This is a genomic window from Halolamina salina, from assembly GCF_054653455.1.
The window spans coordinates 1,617,685-1,635,980 of the sequence record NZ_BAAIGE010000002.1; the positions used below are offsets into that span (position 1 = coordinate 1,617,685).

At 70.5% G+C, this 18,296-nt stretch carries 19 protein-coding genes and 1 tRNA gene; 6 read left to right on the top strand and 14 right to left on the bottom strand.

Annotated features, from left to right (window positions below):
- Positions 1-84: 84 nt before the first annotated feature.
- From ACYQZ5_RS08745 to dapA, 6 genes are read right to left on the bottom strand one after another with little or no spacing between them, the layout of a single operon-like run.
- A complete protein-coding gene (locus ACYQZ5_RS08745) occupies positions 85-1,263 on the bottom strand; it encodes a M20 family metallopeptidase (protein ID WP_459845872.1) in 1,179 nt (392 codons plus the stop codon).
- Positions 1,260-2,201 (bottom strand): diaminopimelate epimerase, encoded by a 942-nt coding sequence (gene dapF / locus ACYQZ5_RS08750; RefSeq protein ID WP_379818180.1) that lies wholly within the window; start codon positions 2,199-2,201, stop codon positions 1,260-1,262. Before dapF ends, ACYQZ5_RS08745 begins: the two co-directional genes overlap by 4 nt.
- Positions 2,198-3,499 (bottom strand): diaminopimelate decarboxylase, encoded by a 1,302-nt coding sequence (gene lysA, locus ACYQZ5_RS08755; RefSeq protein WP_459845874.1) that lies wholly within the window; start codon positions 3,497-3,499, stop codon positions 2,198-2,200. The genes dapF and lysA overlap by 4 nt, the downstream gene beginning before the upstream one ends.
- On the bottom strand, positions 3,496-4,329 hold the full coding sequence (locus ACYQZ5_RS08760) for a 2,3,4,5-tetrahydropyridine-2,6-dicarboxylate N-succinyltransferase (RefSeq protein WP_379732784.1): 834 nt from the start codon (positions 4,327-4,329) through the stop codon (positions 3,496-3,498). The genes lysA and ACYQZ5_RS08760 overlap by 4 nt, the downstream gene beginning before the upstream one ends.
- Before the next feature lie 25 nt (positions 4,330-4,354).
- Entirely contained in the window at positions 4,355-5,137 is a 783-nt protein-coding gene (gene dapB, locus ACYQZ5_RS08765) for a 4-hydroxy-tetrahydrodipicolinate reductase (protein ID WP_379818179.1), read from the bottom strand.
- On the bottom strand, positions 5,137-6,039 hold the full coding sequence (gene dapA, locus ACYQZ5_RS08770; protein ID WP_379731827.1) for a 4-hydroxy-tetrahydrodipicolinate synthase: 903 nt from the start codon (positions 6,037-6,039) through the stop codon (positions 5,137-5,139). Before dapA ends, dapB begins: the two co-directional genes overlap by 1 nt.
- 271 nt (positions 6,040-6,310) lie before the next feature.
- Between dapA and ACYQZ5_RS08775 the strand changes: the two genes are divergently transcribed.
- Together ACYQZ5_RS08775 and ACYQZ5_RS08780 are read left to right on the top strand one after the other, a co-directional pair.
- Positions 6,311-6,808 carry a LabA-like NYN domain-containing protein gene (locus tag ACYQZ5_RS08775; protein WP_379731825.1) on the top strand — a complete coding sequence of 166 codons (498 nt, stop codon included), beginning with the start codon at positions 6,311-6,313 and terminating at the stop codon, positions 6,806-6,808.
- Positions 6,809-6,863: 55 nt separating this feature from the next.
- Positions 6,864-7,349 carry a PUA domain-containing protein gene (locus tag ACYQZ5_RS08780; protein ID WP_379731824.1) on the top strand — a complete coding sequence of 162 codons (486 nt, stop codon included), beginning with the start codon at positions 6,864-6,866 and terminating at the stop codon, positions 7,347-7,349.
- 308 nt (positions 7,350-7,657) lie between these two features.
- Here ACYQZ5_RS08780 and ACYQZ5_RS08785 read toward each other — a convergent pair whose 3' ends face one another.
- The 4 genes from ACYQZ5_RS08785 to ACYQZ5_RS08800 are packed head-to-tail and all read right to left on the bottom strand — an operon-like array spanning position 7,658 to position 10,385.
- Positions 7,658-8,632: a presenilin family intramembrane aspartyl protease PSH gene (locus tag ACYQZ5_RS08785; RefSeq protein WP_379731823.1), complete on the bottom strand. Its 975-nt coding sequence runs from the start codon at positions 8,630-8,632 to the stop codon at positions 7,658-7,660.
- 48 nt (positions 8,633-8,680) lie between these two features.
- Complete coding sequence (locus ACYQZ5_RS08790) at positions 8,681-8,908, bottom strand: H/ACA ribonucleoprotein complex subunit GAR1 (protein WP_379731822.1); 228 nt, start codon at positions 8,906-8,908, stop codon at positions 8,681-8,683.
- Positions 8,908-9,186, bottom strand: coding sequence for a signal recognition particle subunit SRP19 (gene srp19, locus ACYQZ5_RS08795; RefSeq protein ID WP_379731821.1), 279 nt, complete (start codon positions 9,184-9,186; stop codon positions 8,908-8,910). Before srp19 ends, ACYQZ5_RS08790 begins: the two co-directional genes overlap by 1 nt.
- Positions 9,187-9,230: 44 nt before the next feature.
- On the bottom strand, positions 9,231-10,385 hold the full coding sequence (locus ACYQZ5_RS08800; RefSeq protein ID WP_459845879.1) for a PGF-CTERM-anchored ABC transporter substrate-binding protein: 1,155 nt from the start codon (positions 10,383-10,385) through the stop codon (positions 9,231-9,233).
- 60 nt (positions 10,386-10,445) lie between these two features.
- Here ACYQZ5_RS08800 and btuC point away from each other — a divergent pair, with 60 nt between their 5' ends.
- The 4 genes from btuC (at position 10,446) to ACYQZ5_RS08820 (ending at position 14,010) form a co-directional block, all read left to right on the top strand.
- Complete coding sequence (gene btuC, locus ACYQZ5_RS08805) at positions 10,446-11,519, top strand: vitamin B12 ABC transporter permease BtuC (RefSeq protein WP_379818176.1); 1,074 nt, start codon at positions 10,446-10,448, stop codon at positions 11,517-11,519.
- Positions 11,516-12,814 (top strand): ATP-binding cassette domain-containing protein, encoded by a 1,299-nt coding sequence (locus ACYQZ5_RS08810; RefSeq protein WP_459845881.1) that lies wholly within the window; start codon positions 11,516-11,518, stop codon positions 12,812-12,814. The genes btuC and ACYQZ5_RS08810 overlap by 4 nt, the downstream gene beginning before the upstream one ends.
- 47 nt (positions 12,815-12,861) lie before the next feature.
- Positions 12,862-13,881, top strand: a complete 1,020-nt coding sequence (locus tag ACYQZ5_RS08815) for a class I SAM-dependent methyltransferase (RefSeq protein ID WP_379731758.1) — start codon at positions 12,862-12,864, stop codon at positions 13,879-13,881.
- A gap of 56 nt (positions 13,882-13,937) precedes the next feature.
- A tRNA-Thr gene (locus tag ACYQZ5_RS08820) sits at positions 13,938-14,010 on the top strand.
- A 124-nt stretch (positions 14,011-14,134) separates the two neighbouring features.
- Here the strand turns inward: ACYQZ5_RS08820 and ACYQZ5_RS08825 are convergent.
- The 4 genes from ACYQZ5_RS08825 to ACYQZ5_RS08840 form a co-directional block, all read right to left on the bottom strand.
- Entirely contained in the window at positions 14,135-14,725 is a 591-nt protein-coding gene (locus tag ACYQZ5_RS08825; RefSeq protein ID WP_379731757.1) for a hypothetical protein, read from the bottom strand.
- A 35-nt stretch (positions 14,726-14,760) separates the two neighbouring features.
- Positions 14,761-16,437: a b(o/a)3-type cytochrome-c oxidase subunit 1 gene (locus tag ACYQZ5_RS08830; protein ID WP_379731759.1), complete on the bottom strand. Its 1,677-nt coding sequence runs from the start codon at positions 16,435-16,437 to the stop codon at positions 14,761-14,763.
- 80 nt (positions 16,438-16,517) lie between these two features.
- Complete coding sequence (locus ACYQZ5_RS08835; RefSeq protein ID WP_379731756.1) at positions 16,518-17,039, bottom strand: cytochrome c oxidase subunit II; 522 nt, start codon at positions 17,037-17,039, stop codon at positions 16,518-16,520.
- A 3-nt stretch (positions 17,040-17,042) separates the two neighbouring features.
- A complete protein-coding gene (locus ACYQZ5_RS08840; protein WP_459845884.1) occupies positions 17,043-18,245 on the bottom strand; it encodes a halocyanin domain-containing protein in 1,203 nt (400 codons plus the stop codon).
- Positions 18,246-18,296 lie beyond the last annotated feature (51 nt).

The window sequence follows — 18,296 nt, forward strand, 5'->3', positions numbered from 1 at the left end:
GAGCGCTGCCGAAGAGCGGCGCCGCGTCCCCGACTCAGAGCACGGACGGGACGGCGAGCGCGGCGATCCCGGCGACGTTCGGAGTCAGCCCCCCGACTGGCCGTCAGCCAGCAGCCGCTCGGCCGCCTCGCGAACCGCCGTCGCCGCCGCCCGCACCGCCTCGGCGTCGACGTACTCCCGCTCGGCGTGGGCGACCGCTCCCTCCTCGTCCGCGAGCCGGCCCGGACCGAACACGACCGTCGGCGCCGGCGCGAAGTACGACGCCTCCGTCGCCGCGCCGAACGGCCTGACCTCGCCGCGCTCGCCCAGTCCCGCTGCCTCGCTCGCACTCCGCGCCGCGTCCGCGAGCGCGTCGACGATCGGCTCGTCGGTGTCGGTCGCGAACGCCTCGAGGAACGGCGTCTCCCGCTCGGTCAGCGAGAGCGACACCGTCGCGTCCTCGCCGTCGAGGACCGACCGGAGATGCGCTTCGAGCGCCACACGGAACCCCTCGGCCGTCTCCGGCGGGACGCTCCGGCGGTCGATCGTCACCGCACAGCGGGCGGGGACTTGGTTCGTCGACTCGCCGCCCTCGATCCCGGTCGGTACCAGCGTCGCCGCACCCAACTGCGGGTGGGCGTCGACGTTGTCGAACGACTCCAGCGCGCCCAGTAGTCTGCCCGCGGCCGAGACGGCGTTGACACCCGATTCCGGGCTGGCGGCGTGGGCGGCGATGCCCTCGACGGCGATGGTCCCCTCGAACCGCCCACGGGCGGCGGTACAGACGTCCAGCCCGGTCGGCTCGCCGACGACGTAGGCGTCAGGTTCGGGATCGGACGCGGAGAGCGGTGTCACGGTCGCGCCCGTCTCGCCCGGGCCGCCCGGGGCCACTTCGCCGGTCAGCAGCGCGTGGGCGCCGGTCGAGAGCGTCTCCTCGTCCGGCGTGACCGCGAGCGTGAGGGTTCCCTGCTCGATCTCGGCGTCGAGGAACGCCGACAGCAGCGCGGCCAGCGGCCCCTTCGCGTCGCAGGCGCCGCGGCCGCGGATCGTTCCCCCGTCTCGCTCGAAGGGGACGTGCGGCGCCACGGTGTCGATGTGGGTGTTGAACACGAGGTGGGGCGAGCCGGAACCGCGGCTGGCACGGACGTTCCCGGCGGCGTCGACGCGTGGCTCGTGACCGCTCTCCCGCAGCGCGTCGAGCAATAGTTCGCGGGTGCCGCCCAAGTCCTCGGTCGAGTCGTCTTGGACGGCGTCTTCGAGGAACGAGACGGGATCGAAGCTCATCGCTCGCTCCCCTCGTCGAGTCGGTCCGCGCCCAGCGCCGCCTCGCCGGTGACGCCCGCGATACGGTCGTCCTCGGGGACGGGTAGCTCCCCCTCGAATCGCTTCCTCGCGGGGCCGCGCAGGCGTGCGGGACCGTCCTCGGGCACCGCGACGGCGAGATCGCCGCCCGGCGGCGTGACAGTGATCCAGTCGGCGCCCCCGTGGAGCCGACCGAGTCGCTTCGCCGCGGCGGCGACCGCGACCGCGCCGGTGCCGCAGGCTCGCGTCTCGCCCTCGACGCCGCGCTCGTAGGTGCGCTGGCGGAACCCCTCGTCCGCCGCCGACGCGAACGTCACGTTCGCCCCCTCCGGGAACGCGTCGGCGTGGCGGATCGGCGGCGCGACGGCGTCGATATCGACCGCGTCCACGTCGTCGACGAAGACGACCGCGTGGGGGACGCCAGTGTTCACCGCCGTGACGGCCAGTCCCGCGGCGGGCGTGCCGTCGAGTTCGTCGAGCACTGCGTCGACGAGTGGTTCGTCGGCTGCCAGTGGCACGTCTGCGGGATCGAACCTCGGAACGCCCATCTCCACGGCCACCTCGTCGTCGACGACCGCGCGGCGGGTACCGGCGGGGGTGTCGATGTCGAACGTCGTCGCGTCCGTACGGTCTGCGGCCCACGCCGCCACACAGCGCGCGCCGTTGCCGCACATCTCCGCGATGGAGCCGTCGGGCTGGACCAGCGTCATCGTCACCCTCGGCGGGGCGGCGTCCGCGTCGAGCGAGAGGAACAGCACGCCGTCGGCGCCGTGGCGCGCGCCGGCCTCGTTTTCGACGCCGACCTCGCGGTCGCAGTGAACGCGGGCGAACGCGGCGCGGTCCTCGACGGGGTCGCCGTCCGCGTCGACCACCACGAAGTCGTTGCCCGCGCCGTCGTACTTCTCGAACGCGACCGTCATACGTCCCCCTCGTCGGTCCGACGGTTTGAGTCTCCCGCCGCGTCGAGCCGACTCACGTCCGCGAGCGTCTCGCGCCGGCGGAGGATTTCGCCGTCGACAGTGACCTCCGCGGGCCGGGGGCGGGAGTTGTACGTCGAGGCCATCTCGTAGCCGTACGCACCCGCGTTGCCGACCGCGAGTAAGTCCCTGCGCTCGGGCCGGGGGAGCGGGCGGTTCTCACAGAGCAGGTCCGCGGTCTCACAGACCGGCCCGGCGACGGTGACGCCGACCTGCTCACGCGCCGAGGGGTCGCCCTCGGATCCGAGGTTCCGCACCGCGTGGTAGGCGTCGTACATCGCCGGCCGCAGCAGCGTCGTCATTCCGGCGTCGACGCCCGCGACGACGGTCGACGGCGCTTCTTTCACGGTATTCACCCGGGTCAGCAGCACGCCCGCGTCGGCGACGACGTAGCGGCCGGGCTCGATCGCGAGCCGGCCGTCGATCTCGCCCAGCGCCTCGCGGGTCGCGTCCGCGACGGCGTCGAGGTCGAGCGCCGGCGCGTCCTCCTGGTACGGAACGCCGAAGCCGCCGCCCACGTCGACCGTCTCGACGGGGATGCCGTCGGCTTCGAGCTCCCGAGCCAGATCGCCCATCCGGCGGACCAGCTCGCGGTGGTTCGCGAGGTCGTCGCCCGAGATTCCCGAGCCGGCGTGGGCGTGGATGCCCGCGAACGCGAACTCTCCGTCGATCCGGGCGGCGATGTCGGGCGCGCGGTCGAGCCCGACGCCGAACTTGGGGTGGCCGCCCGTGACCACCTTCTCGTGGTGGCCGGCGCCGACGCCGGGGTTGATGCGCAGCCGGAGGCGCCCGTCGAACCCGCGTTCGGCGAGGCGGTCGACCGTGTCCGCGGCGCCGGCGGTGATCGTGAGTTCGGGATTCTCCTGCCACGCTTCGACGACGCTGTCGAGGTCGCCGGCGGGCGGATTGACCGCGGTGTAGATCACGTCGCTGCCCGGGATTCCGGCTCGGAGGGCGCGGCGCACCTCGCCCGCCGAAGCGCACTCCACCGCAAGCCCCTCGTCGTGGACGGTCTGCAGGGTTTCCCCGGCTGTGTGGGCCTTCGCGGCGTACTGGATCTCGGCATCGGGGAACGCGGCCCGGAGCCGCCGGCAGTTCTCGCGGACCCGCGCGGGGTCGAACACGTACAGCGGCGTGCCGTGCTCCGCGGCGAGCGCTTCCAGCGTACTGCGGTCCCAGTCGTCGAGCCGCCGGACCGCGGGGCCGCCGTCGGACGCCGCCGCCCGCTCCTCGTCGCTCATTCCCGGAGCGCGCCTTCGCGCTGGGTCGCTTCGAGCGTCTCCTGTTCCAGCCCCGTCGCGACGACGGCGGGCTTGTACGCCTTCCCGGGGATCAGCTCCTCGTCGGAGACCGAAGACTCGACGTAGCGCTGGAACGCGCGGCGTTCCGGCGGGAGGCGGCCGTAGTGGACCTCCTCCTCGACGAGGTCGTAGACGGGGATCCGCGGGGTCAGGAGCGTGTCCTCGCCGACGACGCTGTTCTCGCCGACGACGAACCCCGACGTTACGCGGCAGCCCGCGCCCAGCGAGACGCCGTCCTCGACGACGACCGGCGCGTCCTCGACCGGTTCGAGCACGCCGCCGATCAGCGTGTTGGCGCCGATCTTGACGCCGTCGCCGATCTGAGCGCAGGAGCCAACCACGTCGTTGGAGTCGACGAGGCTGTCGTCACCGACGCGGGCGCCGATGTTGACGAAACTCGGCGACATCATGATCACGTCCTCGCCGAGGTAGGAGCCGGGGCGGAGGACGGTGCCGTCGGGCGTGTTTCGCGCGCCGCGGTCCGCGAGGTCGTCGGTCGAGCGCAGCGGCAGCACGTCGTAGTAGTCGACGCCGCCGTACGTTCGGGGTTGGGTCTCGCGCAGGCCGAAGTTGAGCAGCACGCCCCGCTTGACCCACGGGACGGCCTCCCACTCCGCGGGGCCGACTTTCTCGGCGGCGCGGTACTCGCCGGCCTCCAGCGCGGCGAGAAACGCGTCGAGGGTCTCCAGTTCGCTGCTGCCCGCCTCCTCGGCGGTGAGTCCGTCTTCGTAGCGGTTCCACAGGTCCGAAATCTCGGTTTCGAGGCTCATTGGTAGATGTTGGATGTGTCGCTGGTCAGTCCTGCAGTAGTTCGGCGAACTCGTAGCGTCCCGGTTCGCGGTCAGCGACGGCGACGGCGGCGTCGAGTGCGCCCTCCGCGAACACGCCGCGGTCGCCCGCCGAGTGCGACAGCGAGACGGTCTCGCGGTTGCCCGCGAACAGCACCTCGTGCTCGCCGGTCACGTCGCCGGCCCGCCGGGCGTGGACGCCGATCTCGTCGGTCTCGCGGGGCTGCTCGCCCTCGCGGCCGTACTGGCGGTCGGTCAGGTCCGGGCGTTCCGCCTCGACGTCCTCGACGAGCGTGAGCGCGGTGCCGCTGGGCGCGTCACGCTTGCCGTTGTGGTGGGTCTCGGTGACCTCCACGTCGTATCCCGGGAGCGAAGCGGCGGCCTCCCGGACCGCCCCCCGGAGCGCGGCGATCCCGCGGGAGAAGTTGCTGGCGTGGAGCACCGGAATCGACTCGCTGGCGGCGTCGAGCGCGCCCAGCGGGTCCGCATCGTGGTCTTCCAGCCCGGTCGTTCCGGTGACGAACGCGACGCCGTGCTCGGCCGCGATCTCGGCGTACTCAGCGGTCGCCTCCGGCGCGGTAAAGTCGACGACGGCGTCGACGTCGTCCTCGTCGGCGAGGATCGCGGCGAGGTGGGTGCCGACCGCTGCTTCGGCGGTCACGGAGCCGGGGGTTCGGGAGACGGCTGCGGTGACGAGCACGTCCGAACGGTCGCCCGCCGCGTCGATGAGTTCCTCGCCCATCCGGCCGGTCGCGCCCGTGACGACGATCCGGGTCGGGCTGGCCGACATCAGACGGTCACCTCCGGCTCGCCGCCCGCGAGATCGGCGAGCGTCTCGCGGAGTTGCTCACGGTGCTCCTCGGAGAGCCGCGTCAGCGGCGAGCGCACGTGTGGCGGGTGGTCCTCGCGGATCGCCATCGCTTCCTTCACCGGAATGGGGTTGGTCTCGACGAACAGCTCGCGGATCAGGGGTTCGAGCTCGTAGTGGAGGTCGCGAGCGCGGCCCATGTCGTCGGCGGTGGCGGCGCCGACCATCGCGCCCGTCCGCTCGGGCTCGACGTTGGCGACAACGCTGATCGTCCCCGTCCCGCCCAGCGAGCAGATGGGGAGCGTGAGTCCATCGTCGCCCGAGAGCACCGAGAACGCCTCGTCGCGGGTGCGTTCGATCACCTCGGAGACGCGGCCGAGGTCGCCGCTCGCGGCCTTGTACCCCTGTACGTTCGGATGCTCGGCGAGTTCGGCGACCACGTCGACGGGGACGTTCCGGCCCGTCCGCGAGGGGACGTTGTAGACGATCTGTGGGAGATCAACCGCGTCGGCGATGGTGCGGTAGTGGTCGAGGTAGCCCTCGGCCTCGGGCTTGTTGTAGTACGGTGAGATCAGCAACACGGCGTCGGCGCCGGCTTCTTCGGCGTCCTCGGCGAGGCTGACGGCCTCGTGGGTCGCGTTCGATCCCGCGCCGGCGATCACCGGCACGTCATCGACGGCGTCGACGACGGTCTCGACGACCTGCGCGTGCTCGTCGTGGGTCAGCGTCGCGGACTCGCCCGTGGAGCCGACGGGGACGAGACCGTCGACGCCCGCGGCTTCGAGGCGCTGTGCGTCGGCAGCGAGTCGGTCGTGGTCGATGCTTCGGTCCTCCCGGAAGGGAGTGGTCATGGCGGGGTAGACCCCGCTGAACGGTGTCGTCATCTGGTGTGAGGCTGTCGCGTGAGCGGTCGCTGCGCGATGCGGTCGAAAGTCGCCAACGACCGGACGCCACGCCGGCCGAGAGCGGGAGAAGTCAGCGTTTGCCGCGTTTCCCGCAGCGGGGTGCGACAGCCGGAGCTCCGCGGGCGGCGGCGCCGTCGAGTCCGGACAGTCGCGTCACGGACGGGAGAGGGAGGGCGACCCTCATAACGGTTCTGACTCCGGCCGGGATCGAGACGGCATTTTTTAACGAACGCCGGGCAACGAACGGCTAATGACCGAGATCCACGAGGGCCAGCGCGTCGCGGTGCTCGCCGACGCGCAGAACCTCTATCACACGGCCCAGAGCCTCTACTCGCGGAACATCGACTACTCGGGGCTGCTGGAGAAGGCGGTGATGGACCGCGAGCTCGTGCGGGCGCTGGCGTACGTGATCCGCGCGGACTCGCCCGAGGAGGAGTCCTTCTTCGAGGCGCTGGAGGATATCGGCTTCGAGCGCAAGATCAAGGAGATCAAGACGTTCGGCGACGGCTCCCAGAAGGCCGACTGGGACGTGGGTATCGTGCTCGACGCCGTGACGCTGGCGGAGAAGGTGGACACGCTGGTGCTCGCCAGCGGCGACGGCGACTTCGCGCGGCTCTGCTCGCACCTCCGTCACGAGGGCGTCCGGGTGGAGGTGTTCTGCTTCGAGAGTTCGACCGCCGAGGAGCTGATCGAGGCCGCCGACGCGTTCCACGACATGGCGGAGCGGGAGGAGGAGTTCCTGCTCTAACCCCACTCGTCCCGAGCTTCGAGACGCTTTTCCGCCGAGCGCTCGCTCTCTCAGTATGGCCAAGACCTCGCGTGCGGACCTGCGGACCACGGCCGACTACCAGTTCGGCCGCGGCGCCGGGCAGGCGCTGTTCCCCGCGGAGGCCCACCTCGAGATCGACTACTCCACCGGCGGCCGGCCGAGCCAGATCCACGCCCCGGACGGCCGGCTGGCGTCGATGGGCACCGACGGCCGCTTCACGCTCGGCTTCGCGGGCGGGCGACGGCTCCACGACCACCTCGACGCGCCGGCGTACCGCGTCTACGTCGGCGACGAGTCCGAGCCGTTCGTGCGGGAGGGGGAGAACACGTTCGCGAAGTTCGTCGACCGGTGTGGGGAGGAGATCAGGGCGGGAGACGAGGTGCTGGTGGTCCACGAGAGCGGGGAGCTACTGGGCGTGGGGCGGGCGGAGCTGTCGGCGACGGAGATTCTGGACTTCGAGACGGGGATGGCGGTGATGGTCCGGGAGGGCGTCGAGGAGTACGTGGATTCCTCTTCGTAGTTCTCGGTCGGTTCGTTCTCTTCGTTCGTTGGAGTGCTGTTTCTGGCGGGATTGTCGTCGACAACACCGCGAAAGCCCCTGCCCGCTCGACGGCTGCGACTCGCTGCGCTCCTCAGTCGCTTCGCTCCCTGCGGTGCTTGCGTCGTCTCGCTCGCCGAGCGGGCAGCCCCTTTCAGTCCCGCCCGCATAGCCCACGAACCTCCCCAGCCGACTCCTTCCCTCGCTTCGCTCGGTCAGTCGTCCCTCGCGCTGGCTCGCGCACGGAGGCGCGAGCGCTTCGTGCCAAGTTCACAATTTCCAAAAAGTCTCTACAGTCCCAGCGCCGTCAGGATCGGCACGCCGGCGGCGACCGAGCCGACGAGATAGCCGCCGATGGCACCGCCGTTGAGCAGCGGGAGGCCGGCGTGGGCGCGGCCGGCGAACACCATCCGCAGGAGGACGAACAGACCGAGGAACGTCCCGATCATCGCCGCCAGCGCGGGAAGGTTCAGCGCGAGGTCGATCCCGATGTCCAGCGGAGCGGCAGGCGAGAAGTGGGCGGCGCTGGCGACGAGCACCGTCGGCATCACCGCGTCGCCCAGTCCGATGAAGAACGCGTCGCGGTCGGCCACCGCCGGCGCCTCGCCCTCGACGGCGGCCTCGTCGGAGACCGACTCGCTCTCGGTGTCGCCGTCCGCTTCGCTGTTCTCGTCATCCCCGTCCTCGTCCTCGGGTAGGATCGAGAACCCCAGCGTAAGCGGGATCACCAGCACCACCGGCACCCGGAGGTCCATCACGCCCTCCGCGAGTTCGAGCATGTGCTCGGTGCCGTACACCGAGATGGCGTCGTACACCGCCAGCACCGCGAGCAGCACGATCGCCGGCAGGACGCCGAAGCTAATACCGAACAGCCCCGCAGCGCCGGCGCCCATCACCACTCCCGCGGCGTCGATGACGTACCACTCGGGGTACACCCACAGCGCGACCGCGATCAGCGCGGAGAGGGGGATCGCGGCGATCGCGGGGAGGAACACGCCCAGCACGTACCACGCCAGCAGGCCGCTGGTGAACACGACGAACGCCCGGACGACCCAGTCGAAATCGTACTTGAACGCCGCGAGCATCAGCACCGTCATCACCAGGATCAGTAGGATGTAGACGAGGCTGTTCGTGGGGTCCTGTGGATTCTCGAACTGCTGGTAGCCGCTGGCCTCGAAGGAGGGGACCAACGCCAGCGCACCCAACTGGACGAGCAGGAAAACGAAAGCCGCGAACGCCGTCCCGCGGAACGCACGAGAACTCATTGTCAGCCGTTCTCCCGGGAGCGGTTTGGCCGTTGTGGTCCCGGGGCGTCAGCGGGCGTACAGCTTCTGCCCGACGAGCGCAGCGAGGCCCGAGCGATCGTTCGGCGTGACCGCGACGTAGGGCTGGGAGACAGGGCCGAACACGTCGACGACGCGCCCGACCGTGTCGAGGTTCTCGTCGACGACTGGCTGCCCGATCTCGGGGTGGTCGCCGTCCGGGCAGCGCGCGATCGCCAGCCCCTGTGCGGTCCGAGCGACCGTGCCGACTCGCTCCATCAGTCCCGCAGGATCGCGACGTACGCCGCGATGGCCTGCACGAGGTCGTTCTTCGTGGCGTCCTCGGCGCCCTGGACGAGCACGCGACCGCGCTGCTCGTACTCCCGGGGGTAGGTCTTGTCCCGCTCGATGACGGCGTCGTAGCCGACCTGCTGGACCGCCTTGGCGATCTCGTCGACCGTCGGCTCGTCGACGGCCTCGTCCTCGGGGACGCGCCGCCCCTCCGAGCGACTGTACGCCGCGTCGAGGTAGGCGGGGTAGACGACGTTCTCGATCATGCGAGAGAAGAAGCCGTCGGCGGGGAAAGCGGTTTTGGTGGCGCTCAGTCGCGTCGGGCGAGCAGCGCCGCGCCCGCGCCGAGAGCAGCCACGGCGGCGCCCGCACCGAAGCCGGGCCCCTCAGTCGCGGTCTCCTGTGTGGCGGTTTCGGTCGCCGTCGCGGTCTCGGTCATCGCGACCGTCTCGGTCGGCGTCGGGGTCGCCGTCTCGACGCTCACGTCGCCCCGTGCGGTCCACTCGGCGTTCGCGGCCGCGTCGGGGTGGAACCCCTCGGTGAGGTTCCGGGTCGCGTACACCACCGAGCGCGGCGCGGGCTGGCTGAGGTAGTTCGCGTCCACGACGACGCTGGCGTTGTTCTCGCCCGCGGTCGTCAGCGAGTACGGCTCCTGTCCGATGTAGCCGGCCATCCACGGCTGGAACACGATGATCTCGGGGTCGAGTTCGACGATCACCTCGTCGGACGCCTCGCTGTAGCCGCTGCCGTACCGCTCGGCGGCGACGTTCTGGCCGCCCGCGGCGGTCACCATCGCGTCGATGAACGTCTCGTTGCCGACGACGAAGCCGCCGCCGAGCGGGACCAGCACGCGCGGCCGGTCGAGGTCGGCGGTGATCTCGGTCGCGGTGTCGACGTTCGCGTTCATCCAGGCGTTGGCCTCGGCGGCGCCCTCACAGTTGCCGGTGAGCTGGCCGATGAGCGCGGTCTTGTTCGCCACGTCCTCGATCGAGGTGGCCTGCTCGAACTTGTACACCGTCATCCCCGCATCTCGCAGGGCGGCGACGGTGTCGTTGGTGACGATGTTGGCCGCGAGAACCAGATCGGCCTCGGTGCCGACGACCGCCTCGGTGCTGTAGCCGAAGCCGGCCGCGGAGACGTTGGTCCGGCTCTCGGCGTCAGCGAGGTACTCGGCGTTCTGGTCCAGCCCGACGACCTGCTCCTTGCCGCCGATCTCCCACATCGTCTGGGCCGCGCTCGGCCCCAGCGTGGTGACGGTCTCGGGCGCCTCCTCGATCGTCACCTCGGTGCCCGTCGCGTCGGTCGAAGAGAGCGGGTAGGAGCAGTCGGGAACCGACTGCTGGACCGCGGCGTTGTCGACGCTCGCGTGGGCCGTCGGCGCGCCCGTCGCCCCGACGGCGCCGGCCGGCGCGACGCTCACGAGAAGCGTACACAGTACGATCAACAGCGTTGTTCGCGTTCGCATCGCCTCCCCCTCGCGGCTAGTGCAACAAGTATTTGTCTAACGCAACTCAGGTTTGAGTACATGAGCGTCGCGAGGCGCGCCACCGGCTGGTCTGTCGCGTTAGCCGGCGCGCTCGCCGTGACCGTCGTTCTCAGTGCGGGGATCGGCCCGGTTCCGGTCCCCGCCGAGGCGGTCGTCAAGGCCGTGCTCGAGGCGGTCGCGGTGCCGAGCCTCGCGGAGGGCGAACTCGGCTGGCGGCGTCCCTTCGAGTTCTCGCTGCAGGACTCAAACCGGGCGATCGTGATGCGGATCCGCCTGCCGCGGATCCTGCTGGGTGCGCTGGTCGGCTTCGCGCTCTCGGCGGCGGGGACGGTGATGCAGGGGTTCTTCCGGAACCCGATGGCCGACCCCTCGATCATCGGCGTCTCCTCGGGCGCGGCCGTCGGCGCCGTCGCGGCTATCGTCGCCCCGGCGCTGATCCCGTTCGGACTGGGGCTGGAGCCGGCGGCCTTCGCCGGCGCGCTGATCACCGCCTTCGGCGTCTACGCCATCGCGACCGAGGGCGGGCGAACGCCCGTGGCGACGCTGCTGCTGGCCGGGGTGGCGGTCCAGACGTTCCTCGGCGCGGTTACCTCCTTTCTCCTCCTGCACTCCGGGGAGAGCATGGAGGAAGTAGTGTACTGGCTGATGGGCCACCTCGACAACGCCGGCTGGGGGGATTTCGTCCCCGTGGCGGGCCTGCCGCTGTTGCCGCTGTTCGTCGCCTGCTGTTTCCTCCTCCTGCTGGCCTACGCGCGTGACCTGAACGTCATGCTGCTGGGCGAGGAGGAGGCCGCCGGCCTCGGGATCGAGGTCGAGCGGACCAAGCGCCTCCTGCTCGCGGTGTCGGCGGTGATGACCGGCGCCGGCGTCGCCGTCTCCGGGGTGATCGGCTTCGTCGGCCTGATCGTCCCCCACGTGATGCGACTCGTCGTCGGCCCGGACCACCGCATCCTCCTGCCGACGGCCGCGCTCGCGGGGTCGGCGTTCCTCGTCGCGGCCGACACGGTCGCCCGGAGCGGCGCCCAGGAGCTTCCGGTCGGGATCGTGACGGCGGCGGTCGGCGCGCCCTTCTTCCTGTTCCTGCTGCGCAGACGGAGGGTTCACGAGCTATGAGTCGGACAGATCCGAGCGACGAGGGACCGATCGACGGCGACGTCGCGACCGACGGACCAGTGCTGTCGATCGCCGATCTCTCGGTGACGCTCGGCGACAACGACGTGCTCGCGGGCGTGAGCCTCGACGTGGAGCGCGGGGAGTTCGTGGGACTCGTGGGTCCCAACGGCGCGGGGAAGACGACGCTGCTGCGGGCCGCCCGCGGCTCGCTCACTCCGGATTCGGGCCGGGTCCAGATCGCGGGCGAGGCCGCCGACGCGCTGTCGGCGAAAGCCGTCGGCCGCCGGGTCGCGACGGTCCCGCAGGACACCTCCATCTCCTTCTCGTTCGACGTCCGGGAGATCGTCGAGATGGGGCGAACGCCCCACGTCCCGCGGTTCGGATCGATGGACGAAGCCGACCACGCGGCCGTCGAGCGCGCGATGGAGCGGACCGAGGTCGCCGAGTTCGCGGATCGACCCGTGACCGAAGTCTCCGGCGGCGAGCGCTCGCGCGTGCTGCTGGCTCGGGCGCTGGCACAGGAGACGCCGCTGTTGCTGCTCGACGAGCCGACCGCCAGCCTCGACCCGAACCACCGACTCCGCACGTTCGAGACGGTGTCGGCGCTGGTCGACGAGGGGCGGGCCGCGGTCGCGGCGATCCACGACCTCGACACTGCGGCGCGGTACTGCGACCGGATCGTCGTGGTCGCCGACGGCGGCATCGTCGCCGACGGGCCGCCCGAGGCGGTGCTCACCGGCTCGACGATCGGCCACGCGTTCGACGTGGACGCGGTCGTGACGACCGACCCCGTGACGCAGCGCCCCCGCGTGACGGCGCTGTCCGACGACCTCGCCGGCGACGACCCGGAGATCCCGCCGGTCGAACGCGTCCACGTCGTCGCGGGCGGCGGCCGCGCCGGCCCCCTGCTGACCCGCCTCGACCGGGCCGGCGTGGAGACGACGGTCGGCCCGGTGCCCGCGGGCGACAGTGACGCTGCGGTGGCCGACGCGCTGGGGATCGAAGCCGTCGAGTTCGACGCCTTCGGCGAGATCGACGCGGCGACGCTCGATCAGACCGCGGAGTACGTGACAGCGGCCGACGCCGTGATCGTCGCGGACGTCGACCTCACCGACGGCCTCGTCCCCGTGTTCGACCGGATCGGCGAGCTCGCGACGCCGGTGTACGCCGTCGAGGAGCGCTCGCTGGCCGAACGAACGGTCTCACAGGCTGCCGCCGAGCGCTACCGCTCCCTCCGCGGCAGCGAGGCCGGCGTGGCGGCGTCGGCGCCGGAGCTGCTCGAGAGCCTGACCTGAGGCCGGCCCATCGCTACTCTTACTCGGGTCCGGCGCCGAACCCCGGTATGGAGCGGCCCTGCGTCGCCGTCGCCCGCGAGGACGGCGAGGCGACACGACAGCGTCTCGCCGAGGCGGATCTCGTCGATCAGGAGTACGGTATCGCGGTCGAGGACGGTGCCGCGGACGAGGACGCGAAACTGTTCATCCCCGTCACCGACCCCGACGCAGTTCCCGGGGACCTCGACGTCGTCCGGCACGACGTGCCCGCGCGCACCCCCCAACGTACGCCCGCGGACCTGCTGGGGTTCGAGCCGACGTACGAACGACTGGGCGATGTGGTGCTCGTCGACGAGGACGACCCCGAGCGCGCCGACGAGATCGCCGAGGCGATCGTCGAGTCGGACATCCCGGTCCGGAGCGTGCTCAACCGCGACTCCAAGGTGAAAGGCGAGACTCGCGTCCGCGACTGGGCGGTGCTGGCCGACGAGGGCGAACAGCGCCCGCCGACGGAGACAGTCCACCGCGAGTACGGCCACGAGTTCGCCGTCGACGTGGCGGAGGTGTACTTCTCCCCGCGGCTCGCGACCGAGCGCCACCGCGTCGTCGAGCAGGTCGAACCCGGCGAGCACGCGCTGGACATGTTCGCCGGTGTGGGTCCGTACGCGATCCCGATGGCCGACGCCGGCGCGGAGGTCGTCGCCTGCGACCTCAACCCCGACGCGATCCGGTACCTCGAGGAGAACGCCGAACGCAACGGCGTCGCCGACCGGATCACGACCCACGTCGGCGACGTGCGGGAACTGACCGACGAGTACGAGAACTGGGCCGACCGGCTGGTGATGAACCTTCCCCACACCGCCGCGGAGTTCGCCGACACGGCGGTCGCGTTCGCCGGCGACTCGTGTGTGGTCCACCTCTACGACATCCAGCACGAGGACGCCCCTTTCGAGCGCGCCCGCAGCGCGCTCGAGGACGCGGCCGGCGACCAGTACGAAGTGACGACGCTGGAGGAGCGCGTCGTGCGGTCGTACGCGCCCCACGAACTGAACGTCTGCCTCGACGCGCGGCTGGACCGGATCGACTGACTGCGCAGGGTTTCGGAACCCTTATGTCCGCCTTGCCGGTACGTGGGGATGGACGCGCCGGAGTAGCTCAGCTGGCAGAGCGATTCCTTCGTAAGGAATAGGTCGAGGGTTCAAATCCCTCCTCCGGCTCTTCTGTCGAACGTAGTGAAACTGAGAGCCGTGAGAGGTATCTGTACCAAGGAGTGAAGCGAGCGGAACGACCGTAGTTCACAATCCCTCCTCAGGTGGGCAGATAGCCGGACCGAAACGACACCTACCCAACCACGACCGGCTGCTCCACCAGCTGGAACCCCTCGAACACCGTCTTTTCGCCCCGGGTCGCCGTCACCTCGACGGCACCGGGCATCGCGCTCTCGGGGATCGACCACGCGGCGGTGACCATCCCCGACTCGCCGGGGGCGATGCTGCCCGTGCTCGACACGCCGTCGACGAGCGTCCCGTCGCGGAGCCGGAGGCGTTCGGTCCGGAGTTCGACCGGCTCGTCGGTCGTGTTCTCCACATCGACGCCGAAGACGTACGTCCGGCCGCCATCGGTCTGCCGGACCTCGGAGGTGGTGATCGTCTCCGTCGCCGCCGTCTCGTCGAGGAGTTCGTCGTCGACGCCAACCGCGTCCGGGCGATCCGTCTCCGTCTCCGCGGCCGTCGGCGTGGCGTCGCCGCCACCGAGCAGTTCGTCGCCGATGATGTTGCCGAACGTGAGCGCCTCGACGACGACCGGGACGCCGAACGCGAGCACGGCGATCCAACGGATCAGCCGACGGCGATCGATCTCGTCGTCCTCCGGCGGGGCGTCGTCCGCCGGTGTCTCGGCGTCGGAGTCAGTCGGTGTGTCGGCATCAGTCATGAGTCAGTCGGAGAGAGCGGGGAGCAGCGTGCGCGCTACGCCGGGATCGGGAGGCTACCGGGCGAGAGGATCCCGTCGGCGAGCATGTCGTACAGCGGGACGCCGTAGGCCAGCAGCACCAGCGCGACGGCGATCGCCGTCCAGAGCTTGAGGTTGTCGAGCACCCGCGGCGACTCCTCGGCCCCCGAGAGCGGTTCGGGGATCGAGCCGTTGACCCGTAGTCGGCTGTTGGGCTTCCCGAACGCCCACGTCCCGAACATCACCACGAGGAACATCATCGCGGCGATGAACAGGAGCGTGCCGCCGATCGCGATCTGGACGCGCATCTCGCCGACCGTCCCGACGACGGCGTCGAAGCTGACCTGGTCGTACTGGGGTTCGGCGGTGCGCCGCGGAATCCCCGCGAGCCCGCCGCGGTGCATCGCGTTCGACATCAGCACCATCCCGACGAACCAGACGAACGGCTGGATCGACGCCAGCCCGCGGAACTGGAGCCGCTTGCCGGTGAGCTGTGGGATCAGCCAGTAGGAGATCGCCATCAGCGTCAGCGCGTACGCCGTCCCCACGGTGAGGTGGAAGTGCCCCGGCACCCAGATGGTGTTGTGGATGAGGTAGTTGATGTTCATCCCGGCGTTGATCATGCCGGAGAAGCCGCCGGCGGCGAACATGATCCCGGCGAGCGCGACGCCGGAGAACTCCGGCCGCTCCCACGGGAGATCCTTGAGCCACGCGAGGCGGCCCGACGCGCCGCTCTGTCGCGCGCCGTGTTCCATGCTCGCGACGACGGTGAACAGCGTCAGCAGCGACGGCAACAGCAGGAAGAACGTGTTCGTCATCGCCACCAGCTTGTAGCCGGAGGCGATCCCGGGGTCGGTGTACTGGTGGTGGAACCCGACCGGGGTCGACAGCAGCAGGAACAGCACGAACGTCACCCGCGCCAGCGGGTCGCTGAACAGCCGGCCGCCCGCGAGCTTCGGCAGGACGGTGTACCAGACCAGGTACGCCGGCAGCAACCAGAAGTACACGACCGGGTGGCCGAAGTACCAGAACAGCGTCCGGGTCAGCAGCGGGTCGACCTGACTGATCAGCCCCAGCGACCACGGGATCAGGAACACGACGACCTCGATGGCGACCCCCAGCGAACAGAGGTACCACATCAGCATCGTCGCCATCACCATGAAGGACTGCAGCGGGATGCGCGCGTCCGGGTTGGACTCCCGCCACTCGCGGTACTGCAGGAACCAGTCGAGTCCGGCGCCCCACGAGCCGATGATCAGCAGGGCGGCGCCGATGTAGAACAGCGGGTGTGCCTCGAGCGGCGCGTAGAACGTGTACAGCACGTCCGCGCTGGCGGGGATCGCGTCGAACAGCCCCGCGACGATCGTCGCCGCCGCGAGCACGGTCCCGATCGTCATCGTCCACAGCCAGCCCTGCGTCAGCCGCTTACTCGTCGGTGGGACACCCAGACTCCGGGTGTTCGCCCAGTGGAACAGGCCGACGATCCCGAACGTGGTGAGCACCAGCCCCAGCAGCACGCCGTGGCCGGTCAGGATCGTGTAGTAATCCGCCGAGGGGATGATCCGCAGCGTGTTCGTGCGGTGCAGCGCCTGGATCAAGCCGAACAGTGCGCCGACGCCGAACGACGCGAACGCGATCCACAGACAGATCCGGGCGGTCCGGGCCGCCTCCGGGAAGCGGTCGACGAACGCCAGTCGGCGGCGCGTGCCGTCGTCGGTCTCCACGTACTCCTGCTCCGTCTCGAACCCCGTCTCGCTGCCGTGTTCAGTAGCCATTAGCTGTCACCTCCGTCGAACTCCGACTGCTCCACGACGACCACTTGGCCCTCCATCGTGTGGTGGCCGCTGCCGCAGTACTCGTGGCAGACGATCCCGTGCTCGCCCGTCTCCTCGAACGTGACGGTGAACTCCGCGATCTGCCCGGGGATCACCATCGAGTTCACGTTCGTCCCGGCGAGGTTGAACCCGTGTGTCACGTCCGGCGACGTGACGTGGAACGTCACGGGCTCGCCCGCGGGCACCTCGATCGGCTCCGAGCTCCCGGGCTGGAACAGGTACTGCCGGGCGACGACGTACACGTCGACGCCGTCTTCGGTGTCGTACACGCCAGGCTCCCGGAAGTTCTCTACCTGATCGTAGTTCCCGTCGGCGATGACCGACGGATCGACCGTCCCGCCGCTGTCGTCGACCATCGCGACACCGGGACCGACCGCGCCGTAGACGATGGTCGCGAGGAACGCGACGATCAGGACGAGCGATGCGCCGAACCAGAGTTTCTCGAATCGATGTACGTGCATAAATCACCCCGTGATCGTCGGTCCACCGATGAACTCGACGAAGTACATGAACACCCACAGTAGCGCGATCAGGACGAAGTAGCCCGCGACCAGCGTCGCCGTGCCGATCGGGTCGTACTCCTGGCCGATCTCCTCGACCGGCTCGGTCTCGGCGGCCTCGGTCGACTGCTCGCCGACGTACTGCTGTTCGGACGCCGAGTGCTCGCGGTAGGCCGCGTACGACTCCGCGCCGAGCACCATCGCCACCGCGAGCCCGCCGCCGGCGCCGAACAGCAGCGCCAGCCAGCCGACGAAGTCCGAGGGCATTGGGACGGAGAAGCCGCCGCCGGCCTCCTCGCCGCCGCCGTCGCCCCCGCCACCGTCGTCGCCGCCGCCGCTCACGCTCCCCACGACGATCGCCCCCTTCATCCCGAGCGACTGGTGGGGCGTACAGACGTAGCGGTAGACGCCCTCCTCCTCGAAGGTGTGGCTGAACGTGTTCCCCTCCTCGGAGGAGAGATCCGACTCGAAGGAGCCGTCCTGTGCGACGACGTTGTGCGAGCCGCCACGGCCGGTCCACTCCCAGACGACCGTCGTCCCGGGGTCGACCCGGACCGCCGCCGGCCCGAACCCGTAGGGCTGCCCGCCGTTGTCGACGCCGACCTCGACCGTGACTTCCGAGCTGCCGCGCTCGTCGACGGTCTCGTCGTAGTTGCTCACGCCGTCGAACCAGTCGCCGTAGTCCGGCTCGGAGACGCCGCCCCCGCCGGAGCCGACGACGACCGCCCCCTTCATCCCGAGCGACTGGTGGGGCGTACAGACGTACTTGAACGTCCCCTCGCTCTCGAAGGTGTGGCTGAACGTGTTCCCTTCCTCGGAGGAGAGGTCGGACTCGAAGGAGCCGTCGTCCGCGACGACGTTGTGCGAGCCGCCGCGGCCGGTCCACTCCCAGACGACCGTCGTCCCGGGATCGACCCGGATCGCCGGCGGGCCGAACCCGTACGGCTGTCCCCCGTTGTCGACGCCGACTTCGACGGTCACCTCCGACTGGCCGGTCCGGTCGACGACGCCGTCGTAGTTGCTCACGCCGTCGAACCAGCCGTCGAACGACGACTGGGCCGCCGCGGGGCCGGCCGCGCCGAGCAGCGCGCCGGTCGCGACCGTCCCCCCGGCGGCGAGGAGCCGTCGCCGTGTAGGCCGTGGCTGTCTATCCGCGTTCGGTGCCATGGGGGCGCCTTGTTGCCCGATTGATTAACCCGGCCCGCCAGTTCCCAGACG

Coding starts and splice junctions, on each gene's coding strand:
- ACYQZ5_RS08790 (WP_379731822.1), bottom strand. CDS start 8,908: ATGGAGCGAGTCGGCACGGTCGCTCGGACCGCACAGGGGCTGGCGATC.
- ACYQZ5_RS08780 (WP_379731824.1), top strand. CDS start 6,864: ATGGCCAAGACCTCGCGTGCGGACCTGCGGACCACGGCCGACTACCAG.
- ACYQZ5_RS08800 (WP_459845879.1), bottom strand. CDS start 10,385: ATGCGAACGCGAACAACGCTGTTGATCGTACTGTGTACGCTTCTCGTG.
- dapA (WP_379731827.1), bottom strand. CDS start 6,039: ATGACGACACCGTTCAGCGGGGTCTACCCCGCCATGACCACTCCCTTC.
- dapF (WP_379818180.1), bottom strand. CDS start 2,201: ATGACGGTCGCGTTCGAGAAGTACGACGGCGCGGGCAACGACTTCGTG.
- ACYQZ5_RS08810 (WP_459845881.1), top strand. CDS start 11,516: ATGAGTCGGACAGATCCGAGCGACGAGGGACCGATCGACGGCGACGTC.
- ACYQZ5_RS08745 (WP_459845872.1), bottom strand. CDS start 1,263: ATGAGCTTCGATCCCGTCTCGTTCCTCGAAGACGCCGTCCAAGACGAC.
- ACYQZ5_RS08825 (WP_379731757.1), bottom strand. CDS start 14,725: ATGACTGATGCCGACACACCGACTGACTCCGACGCCGAGACACCGGCG.
- ACYQZ5_RS08775 (WP_379731825.1), top strand. CDS start 6,311: ATGACCGAGATCCACGAGGGCCAGCGCGTCGCGGTGCTCGCCGACGCG.
- btuC (WP_379818176.1), top strand. CDS start 10,446: ATGAGCGTCGCGAGGCGCGCCACCGGCTGGTCTGTCGCGTTAGCCGGC.
- ACYQZ5_RS08815 (WP_379731758.1), top strand. CDS start 12,862: ATGGAGCGGCCCTGCGTCGCCGTCGCCCGCGAGGACGGCGAGGCGACA.
- ACYQZ5_RS08785 (WP_379731823.1), bottom strand. CDS start 8,632: ATGAGTTCTCGTGCGTTCCGCGGGACGGCGTTCGCGGCTTTCGTTTTC.
- ACYQZ5_RS08835 (WP_379731756.1), bottom strand. CDS start 17,039: ATGCACGTACATCGATTCGAGAAACTCTGGTTCGGCGCATCGCTCGTC.
- ACYQZ5_RS08760 (WP_379732784.1), bottom strand. CDS start 4,329: ATGAGCCTCGAAACCGAGATTTCGGACCTGTGGAACCGCTACGAAGAC.
- lysA (WP_459845874.1), bottom strand. CDS start 3,499: ATGAGCGACGAGGAGCGGGCGGCGGCGTCCGACGGCGGCCCCGCGGTC.
- dapB (WP_379818179.1), bottom strand. CDS start 5,137: ATGTCGGCCAGCCCGACCCGGATCGTCGTCACGGGCGCGACCGGCCGG.
- srp19 (WP_379731821.1), bottom strand. CDS start 9,186: ATGATCGAGAACGTCGTCTACCCCGCCTACCTCGACGCGGCGTACAGT.
- ACYQZ5_RS08840 (WP_459845884.1), bottom strand. CDS start 18,245: ATGGCACCGAACGCGGATAGACAGCCACGGCCTACACGGCGACGGCTC.